The 13,558-nt window shown below is 66.1% G+C and carries 17 protein-coding genes and 2 tRNA genes; 18 read left to right on the forward strand and 1 reads right to left on the reverse strand.

What is annotated here, in order from left to right:
• Positions 1–107 precede the first annotated feature (107 nt).
• From ACQ66R_RS22150 to ACQ66R_RS22215, 14 genes are all read left to right on the forward strand, one after another.
• Positions 108–587, forward strand: coding sequence for a UPF0262 family protein (locus ACQ66R_RS22150; protein WP_293363548.1), 480 nt, complete (start codon positions 108–110; stop codon positions 585–587).
• A 5-nt stretch (positions 588–592) separates the two neighbouring features.
• Complete coding sequence (locus ACQ66R_RS22155) at positions 593–1,060, forward strand: low molecular weight phosphatase family protein (RefSeq protein WP_430425625.1); 468 nt, start codon at positions 593–595, stop codon at positions 1,058–1,060.
• A 99-nt stretch (positions 1,061–1,159) separates the two neighbouring features.
• Positions 1,160–1,378 carry a translation initiation factor IF-1 gene (gene infA / locus ACQ66R_RS22160; protein ID WP_111458197.1) on the forward strand — a complete coding sequence of 73 codons (219 nt, stop codon included), beginning with the start codon at positions 1,160–1,162 and terminating at the stop codon, positions 1,376–1,378.
• 18 nt (positions 1,379–1,396) lie between these two features.
• Positions 1,397–1,981: a Maf family protein gene (locus ACQ66R_RS22165; RefSeq protein ID WP_430425627.1), complete on the forward strand. Its 585-nt coding sequence runs from the start codon at positions 1,397–1,399 to the stop codon at positions 1,979–1,981.
• The gene (locus ACQ66R_RS22170) at positions 1,978–3,018 is read left to right on the forward strand and encodes a ribonuclease E/G (protein WP_430425629.1); all 1,041 of its coding nucleotides are present in this window, start codon (positions 1,978–1,980) and stop codon (positions 3,016–3,018) included. The genes ACQ66R_RS22165 and ACQ66R_RS22170 overlap by 4 nt, the downstream gene beginning before the upstream one ends.
• On the forward strand, positions 3,015–3,185 hold the full coding sequence (yacG, locus tag ACQ66R_RS22175; protein ID WP_430425631.1) for a DNA gyrase inhibitor YacG: 171 nt from the start codon (positions 3,015–3,017) through the stop codon (positions 3,183–3,185). Before ACQ66R_RS22170 ends, yacG begins: the two co-directional genes overlap by 4 nt.
• A gap of 73 nt (positions 3,186–3,258) precedes the next feature.
• Positions 3,259–3,334, forward strand: a tRNA-Phe gene (locus ACQ66R_RS22180).
• 300 nt (positions 3,335–3,634) lie between these two features.
• Complete coding sequence (locus ACQ66R_RS22185; RefSeq protein WP_430425633.1) at positions 3,635–3,814, forward strand: helix-turn-helix transcriptional regulator; 180 nt, start codon at positions 3,635–3,637, stop codon at positions 3,812–3,814.
• A gap of 99 nt (positions 3,815–3,913) precedes the next feature.
• Positions 3,914–4,456: a hypothetical protein gene (locus ACQ66R_RS22190; protein ID WP_430425635.1), complete on the forward strand. Its 543-nt coding sequence runs from the start codon at positions 3,914–3,916 to the stop codon at positions 4,454–4,456.
• An 873-nt stretch (positions 4,457–5,329) separates the two neighbouring features.
• Positions 5,330–6,235 (forward strand): tonB-system energizer ExbB, encoded by a 906-nt coding sequence (exbB, locus tag ACQ66R_RS22195; RefSeq protein WP_430425637.1) that lies wholly within the window; start codon positions 5,330–5,332, stop codon positions 6,233–6,235.
• A gap of 5 nt (positions 6,236–6,240) precedes the next feature.
• Complete coding sequence (locus ACQ66R_RS22200; protein ID WP_430425639.1) at positions 6,241–6,675, forward strand: ExbD/TolR family protein; 435 nt, start codon at positions 6,241–6,243, stop codon at positions 6,673–6,675.
• Positions 6,676–6,685: 10 nt separating this feature from the next.
• Positions 6,686–7,396, forward strand: a complete 711-nt coding sequence (locus ACQ66R_RS22205; protein ID WP_430425641.1) for an energy transducer TonB — start codon at positions 6,686–6,688, stop codon at positions 7,394–7,396.
• Between the two features lie 113 nt (positions 7,397–7,509).
• Entirely contained in the window at positions 7,510–8,325 is an 816-nt protein-coding gene (locus ACQ66R_RS22210; protein ID WP_430425643.1) for a LytTR family DNA-binding domain-containing protein, read from the forward strand.
• 53 nt (positions 8,326–8,378) lie between these two features.
• Positions 8,379–8,455 (forward strand) — tRNA-His (locus ACQ66R_RS22215).
• A 22-nt stretch (positions 8,456–8,477) separates the two neighbouring features.
• On the opposite strand, the gene ACQ66R_RS22220 is transcribed toward ACQ66R_RS22215, so the two are convergent.
• On the reverse strand, positions 8,478–9,995 hold the full coding sequence (locus ACQ66R_RS22220) for a UxaA family hydrolase (RefSeq protein ID WP_430425645.1): 1,518 nt from the start codon (positions 9,993–9,995) through the stop codon (positions 8,478–8,480).
• A gap of 172 nt (positions 9,996–10,167) precedes the next feature.
• On the opposite strand from ACQ66R_RS22220, the gene ACQ66R_RS22225 reads away from it, so the two are divergent.
• Genes ACQ66R_RS22225 through ACQ66R_RS22240 form a run of 4 tightly spaced genes read left to right on the forward strand, consistent with a single transcriptional unit; the run spans position 10,168 to position 13,449 of the window.
• Entirely contained in the window at positions 10,168–10,689 is a 522-nt protein-coding gene (locus tag ACQ66R_RS22225; protein WP_430425646.1) for an FAS1-like dehydratase domain-containing protein, read from the forward strand.
• A 3-nt stretch (positions 10,690–10,692) separates the two neighbouring features.
• Positions 10,693–11,103, forward strand: a complete 411-nt coding sequence (locus tag ACQ66R_RS22230) for a MaoC/PaaZ C-terminal domain-containing protein (RefSeq protein WP_430425648.1) — start codon at positions 10,693–10,695, stop codon at positions 11,101–11,103.
• Complete coding sequence (locus ACQ66R_RS22235) at positions 11,103–12,647, forward strand: acyl-CoA synthetase (RefSeq protein ID WP_430425650.1); 1,545 nt, start codon at positions 11,103–11,105, stop codon at positions 12,645–12,647. The genes ACQ66R_RS22230 and ACQ66R_RS22235 overlap by 1 nt, the downstream gene beginning before the upstream one ends.
• A 58-nt stretch (positions 12,648–12,705) precedes the next feature.
• Entirely contained in the window at positions 12,706–13,449 is a 744-nt protein-coding gene (locus tag ACQ66R_RS22240) for an SDR family NAD(P)-dependent oxidoreductase (protein WP_430425652.1), read from the forward strand.
• Positions 13,450–13,558: the final 109 nt, after the last annotated feature.

The raw sequence follows: 13,558 nt of genomic DNA on the forward strand, positions 1-13,558 counted from the left end.
CGCCCGGAGCCTCCGCGCTCCGGGCGTTTTTTCGTATCTGGGCCTTGCCGATGACGCGGTGGGATGACGCCGGCCCCCGGATTGCAATAAAGCTCGACCTGAAGCCCATGGTCGACGATCCGAAGAAGAGCCACCGCCTGCAATCCGTCGAGTTGGACGAGCAGTCCCTCGCGGCGGTTTCGCGCGACCAGGAACAGGAACGGCAGATCGCGATCTTCGATCTGCTGGAGGAGAATTTCTTCCACCCGGAGGGCGCTGAGGCAGGGCCGTACGACCTGCGGATGGGCCTTTTGGAGAACCGGCTGGTGCTGGATGTGCGAGGGCCGGCTTACGAGCGACGCCACATCCTGTCTCTCTCGCCGTTCCGGATGCTGATCAAAGACTACTTCATGATCTGCGACAGCTACTACCAGGCCATCCGCAACTCGACGCCGCAGCAGATCGAGGCCTTGGACATGGGTCGGCGCGGCCTGCACAACGAGGCGTCGGAACTCCTGCGCACGCGTCTCGCCGGCAAGGTTGAGACCGACATGGACACCGCGCGTCGCCTCTTCACCCTGATCTGCGCGCTGCACTGGCGGGGTTGACCGGCATGACCGGCTATCCTGCGAAGCGGCTGCCTGACGCGGTCCTCTTCTGCTGCAACTTCAATCAGGTCCGCTCGCCGATGGCCGAGTCGCTGCTGAAGCACATCGCGGGGACTCGGATCTTCGTCGACAGCTGCGGTCTGAAGCGCGCCGCGTTCGATCCCGATGAGGACGACATGGAAGTGGATCCTTTGGCGGCCGCGGTCATGCAGGAGATGGGCGTCGACCTGACGCGGCACCGGTGCAAGGTGTTCGACGACCTTGAAGACGACTCCTTCGACCTGGTCATATCGCTGACGCCCGAGGCTCAGCACCGCGCGATCGAGATCGCCCGCGGGCGCGACGCGGAGATCGAGTACTGGCCGACGATGGACCCGACCCTGAGCGAAGGCTCCAGGGAGCATCGGCTGGAGGCCTATCGTCAGGTCCGCGACAGTCTAGCCCAGCGGATTCGGACGCGATTCCGCGTCTAGGTCACGGCCCATCGACCTTTCCGCCGCCGATGCGCTATATGCGCACCCTGTTGGACGGCGCGCGTCGCCGTCGGATCGTCGAAGGATCAAGGGAGCCGCATGGCGAAAGAAGAACTGTTGGAATTTCCAGGCACGGTCAGTGAAGTGCTGCCCAACGCCACGTTCCGGGTAAAGCTCGAGAACGACCACGAGATCATCGCTCACACCGCCGGCAAGATGCGCAAGAACCGCATCCGGGTCTCTGCAGGCGACAAGGTGCTCGTGGAAATGACGCCCTACGACCTGACCAAGGGCCGCATCACCTTCCGCGTCCGCTGACCGGTCCGAGGTTGCGACTTGGCCTCTGAGCCGCGCCTCGTCCTGGCCTCTGCGAGCCCCCGAAGGCTCGACCTCCTGCGTCAGATCGGCCTCGCGCCCGATGCCGTCGAGGCCGCCGATCTGGACGAAGCCCCCCAACCCCATGAAACGCCGCGCCGGCTGGCGCTCCGTCTGGCCGAAGCCAAGGCGGCGCACGTTGCAGCGCGCGCGCCGGACGCCTACGTCCTGGGCGCCGACACGGTGGTCGCTGTCGGCCGTCGCGTGCTGCCCAAGGCTGAGGATGCGGCCGAAGTGCGCGCCTGCCTCCGCCTCCTGTCAGGGCGCGCACACCGCGTGCTGACAGGGGTGGCGGTGGTCGCGCCGGGCGGCCGGGTCGCTGCACGGCTGGTGGAGAGCCGTGTCCACTTCAAGCGCCTCAGCGAAGCGGACATCAAAGCATACGTGATGTGCGGAGAGGGAATCGGCAAGGCCGGGGGGTATGCGATCCAGGGGCATGCCGGCGCGCTGGTGATTTCTTTGCATGGCTCCTACTCAGGCGTCGTCGGGCTGCCCCTCTATGAAACCGCGAACCTCCTGGCTGGAATGGGTTTTCGGCGTCCATGAGCGAGCGACGCCTCTTCCTGGATCGCGGAATCGGGGTGACGCGTGGGGTCGTCACCGTCGACGGCCGCGCCGAACGCCTGCTCCTGCAACGCCACGATGACGAGCCTCGTCTGACCCTCGGCGCGCGCATGGTTGCGCGCGTGGCCAGCGTCGAACCGGCCATCGCCACCGCATTCCTGGACCTGGGCGGCGGTCACGAGGCGATCCTGCCTTTCAAATCTGAAGCGCGTCCGATTCGGGGCGGCGCGGTCGAGATCGAGATTCGGAGTGAGCCGCGCGACGGTAAGCTTGCCGTCGCCCGCCTGATCGGGGACGGGGAGGGCGCTCCGCGCCTGATCGCCCAGGCGCCGGATGTCGCCGGCGCCCTGCAGATGCTGGTCCACGATGTCTCCATCGTCGAGGGACGTCAGGCCCGTGACGTGGCCGACGACGCCGAGGCCGAGGCGCTGGAGACCGTGCATCCGCTACCGGGCGGCGGCACACTGGCCATCGAGCCCACGCGCGCGCTCACGGCAATCGACGTCGACCTGGGAGAGCGCAAGGGTGCGGACGCCAAGCGCGTCACCCGGCAGGCCAACCATGCGGCGCTTGCTGAATCAGCCCGTCTGCTTCGACTCAAGGGCCTGGGGGGACTGGTGGTGCTGGACCTCGTGGGACGCGGCCATGACGGTACGGCCCTGCTGGCGGCGGCGCGGCTCGCCTTCGGCCCCGACAATCCCGGTGTCGCGATCGGGCCGGTCGGCCGGTTCGGGACCATGGAACTCTCGATTCCGCGCCGTACGCGGCCGCTCCTCGAGCGCCTGCGCCAGGCTGACGGCACATTGAACGACCGCACGCTCGCCGAGCGGCTGATCCGGCGCGTTCAGGCTGAGGCCGAGGCGCAGCCGGGTGCGCGCCTAGTGGCCGCTTGCTCACCCACGGTGGCCAAGACGGCTGAACCCCTTGCCCGCTTGCTGGCCGATCGCATCGGCGCCCGTTTTGTAATCACCTCTGATCCCATGTGTCCGCGCGAACGCGTGGACGTGGCCGCGGCATGAGCGGCGCCGGTTGTCCGATCTGCGGCAGGCCGCGGGTCGTTGAGTACCGGCCGTTTTGCTCGCGGCGGTGCGCCGACGTGGACCTGCAGCGCTGGCTCAGCGGTAGCTACGCTGTTCCGGCCGAGGAGGATGAGGGTGGTCCAACCGCGGCTTCTGACGAGGATTGAGCCGCGGCGAAAATCCTCTCCGGACCTCGCTGGACTTCGCGGATCGGCTCCCTTATAGACGCGGCTCCCGCGGGCCTGGGTAGCTCAGTTGGTAGAGCAGCGGATTGAAAATCCGCGTGTCGGTGGTTCGAATCCGCCCCCAGGCACCACCGTTCTTCGAACGGTGTTTTCGTGTGTCATTTCAATCATCAGTCCTGATTTTCCGGCTTTTTCAAGCTGCCGGAGCTTGGATTTAATCTGGCGTAGTCTCTTCGGGCCTGAATCTCGGCGAGAGCCTCCGCGATCAGAATCACCGCCGCTTCGGCGAGCGCAGCGTCTCCAACGGGCTTTTTTGGTCGACCGCGTCGTTTCCCGGTCATGGAGAGTGAATAGTGACTATAGTCCCTAGAGCCAAATCAACTTCCTACACCCCATGCGCCGATGGATTGGCGCGCGGTCGTTGGGGGAATGTGCGGCGTTTGCGCCAGGCCCGCGGCATGACGCAAGAACAGCTCGCCCATGATGCGCAACTCGATCTTACCTATGTCGGCGGCATCGAGCGCGGTCGCCGCAACCCATCCCTACTCGCCATGGCTCGCCTCGCGGCTGCGCTAGGGGCCGAGCCGGCGGACCTCGTCCGGCCAAGGTAACGGATTTCGCGTAATGCGGATTCGGCGGTAACCGGACCTTTCGGATGGCCGGGAGCGTGTATGCTAATGCCCGCGTTCAGAACTGGGGGAGCAGGGGCGGTGCTGAGGAAGTTGCTCAACACGTTATCGCGGCACGCACTGAAGAAGCCTGAACCAAATAGGGAGCGGCCCAGGGGTCCTGTCCGACCTGCCGAGTGGTATTTCGAGGCGGATGGCCATTTCAAACTTACCCTCACCAGCCACTGGACTGAGCATGCGTCAGATGAGGCCGAACAATGGCTCTTCCATTCCGAGTTTCATCAGGCGAGCATCACACTTTCAATGATGCTCGTGGACCTACCTCTCGACAAAATGCGGGGCACCGCGGAAGTAATGGCCAATGCTCGGCGGGAGGCCGAACAGGACATCAGGGCGGCCCGCAACGTTAGGTTCTCTGACTACTGGACGCAGAAGGAGGACGATCGGCACGTCTGGCACGTCACCTACGAGGCAGCGGACGACGCTTCGATTTCGATGTTCACCTGCTGGGTCACGCAGCGAAAGGTGCTGAGCTTCTACATTGATGTTCAGACCCGGGACCGCAACTACGCCCGGCGACAGTTCGAGGCGCTCCACGCAGGCTTCGAATTCGCCGTGCCTTGAGACCATATCAGCGTCAGCGGCGCCTTCGTTACGCCCCTCCATCACGCGCTGGGGAGGCGAGAGCTCCTGGGGCCTGACGGCTAGGGCTGTTCCAAAGTCCGCTATCGTCCAACGAGGTCACCGATGTCCGTGCCAGGAGTGGCTAGGCCGTCAGTCCGTGAAGGGGATTGGTTTCAAGACACTTTCTCGGCCAAGCTTCTCTCAACTAGGCGGCCGCCCTCGGCGAGATCGGCCATTCGAAACAGATCCCTTTCAAAACATCCAAGGGAAGTGTGTTGGGGGCCCGCACTAAGCTGCCCCCAGGCACCACTTTTCCCGGACGGACGTCGAGCCTCGCGCCAGACCGCACGGTCTGTCGCTCGGTCGCGCCTTCGCCGCGGTGATGAGCGCGACCGCGCGTCGCGGCGACGGGCGTCGCGCCCTCACTATGGCCGTTTGACGTACTGCGGTTCCGCCTGCTGTTGCGCTGCAGCATGAAATTGCGACGAACGGTGCTGAATCCCGCGGCTCAAGACGCTTGTTGCGTGTGCAGCGCACAATCCGTGCGGATGCGTCAGTATTTTGACGCGGGATGGCAAGCTCATGCCCCTTGACGCCTCGACAAGGGGTTGCCAAAGGGTCCTGCCGCTCTCTTACAAGACGGTAAGACTTTGGGTTCCCCTCATGGGAGTTCAAGGCCGCTCGCACCTTCGAAACGCCATCCCTGCGCAAAGACGGGAGCCGCGTTCCGGGTCGGGCGCACGACAGCGCCTCTGGAGTCCTGGGCCCGCGAAAGCGGACTGGGTCGCCGGGCTTGTTTCAACTAGGGTGGAGACGCTCTCGCGCGACGACCCTCCGGCCAATCGTGCTAGACCAACCAGGAACTGGCGACAGATGCTCGACAACAAACTGAAGATGACCTTTTCCGCTCTCCTCGGCGCCGTGGCGCTGAGCGTGAGCGCACCGGCGTTCGCTCAGGACGCCGCCGCCCCGGCTGCTCCGGCCGCCGACGCCGCCGCCGCTCCGGCCGCTGACGCTGCTGCGGCCCCGGCCGCTGCGCCGGCCGCGCCGGCTGCTGAGGCGCCCGCCGATCCGCCGACCATCAAGGGCGCCGGCAAGCTCAACGTCGGCACCATGTTCATGGACGCCGACCCCGTCGTTAAGGTGATCATGATCGGCCTGGCTCTCGCCTCCGTGCTGAGCTGGACGATCCTCGTCACCAAGATCCTCGAGTTCAACGCGCTCAATAAGGTCTCGGACGGCTTCGTGGAGAACTTCCGCGGCGCCAAGTCGATCACCGACATGAGCCGCATCGCGCTCTCGGAAGAGTATGACGGCAACCCGCTGGCCGACATGGCCGCCGCGGCTGCTCAGGAGATCGAACTCTCCAAGCAGGCCGGCCTCCAGATCGCCGGCGAGCACCGTGACACCACTATCGATCGCGCCTCGCACGCGGTGAGCGCCGTCCAGGCCTCGCTGGCTCGTCGCCTCTCGGGCGGCATGCAGTACCTGGCCTCGGTCGGTTCGAACGGTCCGTTCATCGGCCTGTTCGGTACGGTTTACGGGATCATGAACTCGTTCATCGGGATCGCGAACACCAACACGACCAACCTCGCCGTCGTGGCCCCCGGCATCGCCGAGGCCCTGCTGGCGACCGGTCTGGGCCTGTTCGCCGCCATCCCCTCGGTTATCTTCTACAACTACTTCCAGACCCGGATTTCCGCCTACGGCGCCCGTTCGGAAGGCTTTGTGGCCGAGTTGATGAACGCGATCTCCCGGCAGCTCGACAAGGGGGCCTAACCTAGATGGCCGCCAAGATCTCCAGTTCCGGAGGCGGGCGATACGAGGAAGAGCAGAACGCCGAGATCAATGTTACGCCGTTCGTCGACGTAATGCTCGTGCTTCTGATCATCTTCATGGTTGCGGCGCCGATGGCGGCCGTGACGGTCAAGGTGGTTCTGCCACCCGCCGTCGCACCGCCCGGCACCAATCCGCCGAAACCCGTCTATATTTCGATCCAACCGAACGGGAACCTGTACATTCAGGACTTCAAGACGGACCTGTCGATGCTCGGCGAAGATCTTCGCAAGCAACTCGGCGATTCCCGGAATCCTGAAAAGGAACGCATCTTTATCCGCGCGGATAAGGACGTGATGTACGGGGACTTCATGGGCGTGATGAACATGCTGCAGGACAACAACTTCTACAGCGTGGCTCTCGTCGGCGAAGACGATAATTAGGTGGTGACCCATGTCTGAGACATCACCTCATTCCGACGCCATCGTCCGGCACAACCCGTTTGACGATCCCAAGCCGAAACGCCGGCCCGGGACCATCATCGCGCTGCTCCTGGCGGTCATCGTTCACGGCGCTCTGGGCGTCTATCTGTGGAAAACGCGGTTCGAGCCGAAGTACAAAGAGTACTCGGATGAAGTGACCGACGTGGACATCATCAAGCCTGTCCCGCCGCCGCCTCCACCGCCGCCTCCGCCGCCGCCGCCGAACACGCCGCCGCCGCCGCCGCCGAAGCTGCAGCCCCGGCCGCCCGTCGCGGTGCCCGATATGCCGTCGATCCCGCCTCTGCCGGTACCCCCGGTCGAGCGTAGGATCGAGGAGCCTCGGCCGCCCGCTGCGCCGCCGCCGGAGCCGCCGCGTCCGTCGGTTATCACCAATCCGGATTGGCTCCGCCGTCCGTCGGCTGATGACATGAACCGCTACTATCCAGACCGCGCGTCTCGGATGGAAGTGGAGGGGCGCGCGACCCTGAGCTGCACGGTTAATGCGCGGGGCACGCTAGACGGCTGCTCCGTTATCTCGGAGGATCCGGCTGACATGGGCTTCGGCGACGCCGCCCAGAAGATGTCGAGACTCTTCAAGATGCGGCCGCAGACCAAAGACGGCCAGCCCGTCGACGGCGGTACAGTGCGGATCCCGATCCGCTTCGTCCTGCCCAAGGGCTGACCTCGCGGTTCGCGAGAACTGACTAAGTCAAAGCCCCGGCCGCGCACGCGACCGGGGCTTTTTCATTGCCCGGAGGCTCGGCTAGCTGTGGCGGGCGAAGCGGTGGAGGTCGCTTGAGCGATCAGGCTTCAGCAAAGGATTGGTGGGGCCGCGACGCTGTGTTCGTCGCCACGGTGGCCATGGCCGGATGCGCCATCGCAATCGTTGGCGCATTCAGTGTCACCCATGATCGCGCTGAGGCAGGCGACCCCATCCCGCTCTGGGAGCCGCTGGTCTGGGAAACGACCAGCGTCGCGGTCATGACGGCGCTCGCGCCGGCCATCATGGCCTACGCCCGCCGCCTGCTTCCCTTCGCCGCGCCTTGGCCGCAGGTCATTGCAGGTCATCTGCTGGGAGCGGCCGTCTTCTCGGTTCTGCACGTGACGGCGATGGGCGTCCTGCGATGGGCGATCTATGCCTCGGTCGGCAAGCTCTACGTGCCGTGGTCCCCGCTGGGGGACTTCGCCTACGAGTTCCGAAAAGACCTCGTGGTCTACTTCGCGCTGGTGGCGACCTACGTGATCTGGCGCCGTCTGGCCTCCGCAGACGCCCCTTTGCCCGTCGAGGGTGTGGAGGCGGCCATTGAGGTCCGGGACGGCGCCCGCCGTCGCTTCGTGTGTCTGTCCGAGATCGAGTGGGTGGAAGCCGCCGGGAACTATGTCGAGCTGCACCGATGCGGAACGCCTATCCTTCTTCGCGCGCCGCTGTCCGAGATGGAACGGCGACTGCAAAGCGCAGGCTTCGTGCGAATTCACCGCTCGCGCCTTGTTCGTCGCACCTCCATCGCCGAGGTCGAATCCAAGCCGTCCGGCGACTATGTCGTGCGGCTTTCCGGCGGCCAGGAGCTCGCCGGTTCGCGCCGCTACAGAAGGCCGCTGCTCGACCCGTGAAGGCGCGGCTTGATCGGACCGCGCCTCGCGACTAGAAAGCGCGCTCGCGATGCGCCGCCCTAGCTCAGTTGGTTAGAGCGCCAGATTGTGGCTCTGGAGGTCTCCCGTTCGATCCGGGAGGGCGGTACCATCGTTTTCTCGGCAGATAATCGCTACATCGTGGCTCCGATGAGCCAGGGGACGAACTCGTCGGCGCCGTATCCCAGGGCCTCGCTCTTGCTGCGTCGGCCCGAGGCGACGTCCAGCAGATAATCCAGGATCTCCTCGCCCTTCTGCGGAATGGTGGCGGCGCCGTCGGCGATCGGGCCGCAGTCGACGTCGATGTCGCCTTCCATGCGCCGGTAGATGTCGCTGTTCGAGCTGAGCTTGATCGAGGGCGAGGGTTTGCAGCCGAACGCCGAGCCACGGCCGGTGGTAAAGGCGATCATGGTCGCGCCCGAGGCCACCTGGCCCGTGGCCGAACAGGGGTCGAATCCGGGGCTGTCCATGAACACCAGGCCGCGCGCCCGGATCTGTTCAGCATACTCAATCACGTCGACCAGCGGCGACGAGCCGGCCTTGGCCACGGCGCCCAGCGACTTCTCCAGGATGGTGGTGAGCCCGCCGGCCTTGTTGCCGGGCGAGGGGTTGTTGTCCATTTCGGCGCCATGACGGGCCGTGTAGGCCTCCCACCAGTCCAGCCGCGCGCGCAGCTTGGCCGCCACTTCATCCGTGGCGCGGGCGTAGAGCAGATGCTCGGCGCCGTAGATCTCAGGCGTTTCCGACAGCATCGCCGTACCGCCCAGGGCCACCAGTCGGTCGACGGCGTCCCCCAACGCCGGGTTCGAGGTCACCCCGGACCATCCGTCCGAGCCGCCGCACTGCAGACCCAGCACGAGTTCTGACGCCGGCGTCTCGGTGCGCCGGGCGCGGTTAGCGATCGGCAGCATCTCGCGCAGGCGCTCCAGGCCCGTTTCGACGGCCCGCTTCGTGCCGCCGACATCCTGGATCGTGTAGCTCTGGAAGCCCTCGCGGCCGGTCAGGCCGAAGTCCTCCGCGAACTTCGACGTCTGGATCACCTCGCAGCCCAGCCCCACCAGCATCACCCCGCCGAAGTTCGGGTTGGCCGCCGTGCCCCAGAGTGTGCGGCGAAGCAGGTCGAAGCCCTCTCCGCTGGAGGCCATCCCGCATCCCGAGGTGTGGGTGATCGGCACGACGCCGTCCACATTCGGGAAGTCGTCCAGCAGGCCGGAGCGCTCCGCCTCTCGCGCGATCAGCCGCGAGACGGTGGCCGAGCAGTTCACTGAAGTCAGTACGCCCACGTAGTTGCGAACGCCGACCCGTCCATCGTCTCGGCGGAAACCCATGAAGCTGCGCGCTGGCTCGTGGCGGGCCATGGGCGCCGCCGCCTCGGCGCCGCGGCGCTCGGCAGTGACGGCGAGATTGTGAGTATGCACGTGGGCGCCGGCTGGAATGGCCTCGGTCGCGACCCCGATCACCTGGCCATATTTGAGGATCGGTTCACCGGCCGCCACAGCGGCCACGGCGATCTTGTGTCCGGCGCCGATGTCGGCCAGCACGGTCACGGCCTCCACGACGGCGCCTTTGGCAACGCGACGGCTGGCCACCAGCACGTTGTCGTGGGGGTGCAACCGGATCACCGGCGGGGCGGGCTGAACGCTCAAGCTCACAGTTGGGCCTCCTGACGCCTCAGTCTAGCGCATCTTGCAGGTGTGGAGGAAACCGGTGTCATGTCGGGTTGAGGGGCGACGGCGGCGTGACGGGTTGACTGACGCTGCGCGAGTCCGCCTTCATTTAGAAGAGGCGGTACCCTGAGATGCCGTCAATCCAAGAGGGAGCGCCATGGCGGCCAAGAGATTTCCGGTGGAGGCGAGCCACATCCTCATGTTCGCCCGTTCGATCGGCGACGAGAACGTGGTCTACACCGATGAGGAAGCGGCGAAGAAGACCGAGGCCGGCGGCATCATCGCCCCGCCCACCTTCGTTCAGGCAAGCGCCCAGTTCGACCCGGATTACTTCCTGCGCCCCAAGGTGGGCCAGCCCTGGTTCGGCTCGGGCAAGAACCCGACCGGCATCGTCCGCGCGCCTGGCGGCGGCGGCGGGGGAGGCGGAGGCGGCGGCGGCCTGCACGCCGAGCAGCACTATGAGTATCACCGACCCCTGCGCGCCGGCGACGTGCTGACTGCGACCACGCTCCCTGGCAAGACCTGGGAAAAGGAGGGTAAGCGCTCGGGCAAGCTGGTGTTCTCGGAGAGCGTCACCGAGTATCGCGACCAGAATGGCGAACTCGTCGTCACCGCCCGCGGCGTCGGCGTCCGCACCGAACGCCCCGTCGAACAGCCTGCCAAGAAAGAGGAGGCCTGAGCGATGGCCCTTTCCGCCGCAAAGCTGAAGGTGGGCGACGTCCACACGGCGCGTTTGGTCGAGGACCTGAAGCGCACTCAGATCGTCCAGTACGCGGGCGCTTCGGGCGACTACAACCCGCTGCACACCGACGAGATATTCACGACCAAGGTCGCCGGCTATCCGTCGGTGTTCGCCCACGGGATGCTGACCATGGGCATGACCGGCAAGATGCTCACCGACTACGTCGGCGACACCCGGCTCACCAAGTACGGCGTGCGCTTCACCAGCCAGGTTTGGCCGGGCGACACCCTGGACGCCACCGCGACCGTCACCGAGGTGGCCAACGGTCTGGTGAAGTTCGATGTGTCGACGAAGAACCAGGACGGTGTCGAGGTTCTCTCAGGATACGCGGAAGCGCGGATCGACGCCTGATGCACCCCAGCGTCTTCGCGGAGACCACCCCGGACAAGCCCGCTTTCATCATGGCGGGCTCAGGTCACACGGTGACGTTCCGCGAGCTGAACGACCGCTCCAACCAGGGGGCCCAGCTCTTCCGGGCGCTGGGCCTTCGGGTGGGCGATGGGGTGGCCATCATGATGGAGAACCACCCCATCTACTATGAGGTGCTTTGGGCGGCCCAACGCTCAGGCCTGCGCTACACCGCCATCTCTTCGCGGCTGACGGCCGGCGAGGTCGAGTACATCGTGAAGGACTCTGGCGCGAAGGTCTTCGTGGTCTCCAAAGCCATGGCGCCGGTGGCGCTGGAGACGGCCGCGAACCTCTCCGGTGTGACCCTGTTGATGGTCGACGACGCTGTGGCTCCGTTCGGCTCGTTCGAGGCCGAGCGGGCCAGGCATCCAGCGGCGCCCGTGCCCGACGAAACGCCGGGCGCAGCCATGCTCTATTCGTCGGGCACGACGGGACGCCCGAAAGGCGTGAAGCGTGCGCTCGCCGGCGGATCGCTGCTCGAAGGCGAGGCGGTGACGGCCTGGGCCCGCGAGGGCTATGGGATGGACGCCGAGACGATCTACCTGTCGCCCGCGCCGCTCTATCACGCCGCGCCCCTGGCATGGTCGATGAACGTCCAGCGCCTGGGCGGCACGGTCGTGATGATGGAGAAGTTCGATCCTGAGGACTGCCTACGGCTGATCGAGAAGCACCGGATCACCCACGTCCAGTTCGTGCCGACCCACTTCGTGCGCATGCTCAAGCTGCCCGAGGCCGTGCGGGCCAAGTACGACCACAGCTCGCTGAAGGTGGTCTTCCACGCCGCCGCGCCGTGCCCCGTCCCGGTGAAGGAACAGATGATCGCGTGGTGGGGCCCGCTCATCCACGAGTACTACGCCGGCACCGAAGGCAACGGCCGGACCGTGATCAACAGCCACGAGTGGCTGGCGCACAAGGGCTCGGTGGGGCGCGCGACGCTGCCCGTCGAAGTGAAGATCTGCGACGACGATGGCGAGCCGCTGCCGCCCCGATCCGAGGGAATGGTGTTCTTCGCGGGTGGCGGGAAGTTCGAGTACCACAACGCGCCTGAAAAGACGGCCGACAGCACCAACCGCCACGGCTGGACGACCCTGGGCGACGTGGGCTGGCTGGACGAGGAGGGTTACCTCTACCTCACCGACCGCAAGAGCTTCATGATCATCTCGGGCGGGGTGAACATCTATCCGCAGGAGATCGAGAACCTCCTGATCACCCATCCGAAAGTGGCAGACGCCGCGGTGGTGGGCGCGCCCGACGAGGAGATGGGTGAAAAGGTGGTGGCGGTGATCCAGCCGATGGACTGGGCCGACGCCGGCGACGACTTCCGCGCCGAACTGACCGCCTTCTGCCGCGGCAGCCTGTCGGGCGTGAAGCTCCCGCGGCAGATCGATTTCATGCAGGAACTGCCGCGCCACCCGACGGGCAAGCTCTACAAGCGCCTCATCCGCGACGCTTACTGGGCGCAGGCCAAGGCCGCGGCGGGCGGCTGATCGCGGTTCCATTCCCCTGCGGACGGCCGCCACAGTGGCCGAAACGCGAGGGAACGGCATGACCCACGAGCTCTTCGACCTTTCGGGCAAGGTCGCCCTGATCACCGGCGGCAGCCGCGGCCTGGGCCTGCAGATGGTGCGCGCCTTCGCGAAGGCCGGCGCCGATGTGATCATCGCCAGCCGCAAGCTGGACGCCTGCGAGGCCGTCGCCGAGGAGGTGAGGGCGATGGGACGCCGCGCCCTGGCCCTAGCTGTCCACGCCGGCCGCTGGGACGAGATGGATGGCCTGATCGCGGCCGCCTACGCCGAGTTCGGGCGGATCGACATCCTGGTCAACAACGCCGGCATGAGCCCCGCCATGCCCAGCCACGAAGTGACCGAGCAGCTATTCGACAGCGTGCTGAACCTGAACTTCAAGGGCCCGTTCCGGCTGGCCTCGCAGGTAGCGCACCGGATGGCCGAGGGCGAAGGGGGCGTGATCATCAACATCTCGTCGACCGGCGCGCTGGTGCCGCTGCCGCGGGTGATTCCCTATTCCGGGGCCAAGGCGGCGCTGAACGCGATGACCGTCTCGCTGGCGCACGAGTACGGGCCGAATGTTCGGGTCAACACCATCTCGGCCGGGCCGTTCCTCACCGACATCTCGAAGGCCTGGACGCCCGAGGCGCGGGAGACCTCGGACAACGCCCTGCGCCGCCCCGGACGCCCCGAGGAGATCGTCACGACGGCGCTGTACCTGGCCAGCCCGATGTCCTCGTTCACCACGGGAACGATCGTGCGAGTCGACGGCGGACAGCACTAGGCCTGTCCAGCGGGATCGCCCCGCGCCTGAACAATTCGGAGAACTTCCCTCTACCGGCGAGCGAGCTTGCCAAGCTCAACCACAAGGGATGAACTCGCGCCGCCTTGGG

The sequence above is a fragment of the Phenylobacterium sp. genome, from assembly GCF_965284355.1.
Lineage (GTDB): Bacteria > Pseudomonadota > Alphaproteobacteria > Caulobacterales > Caulobacteraceae > Phenylobacterium.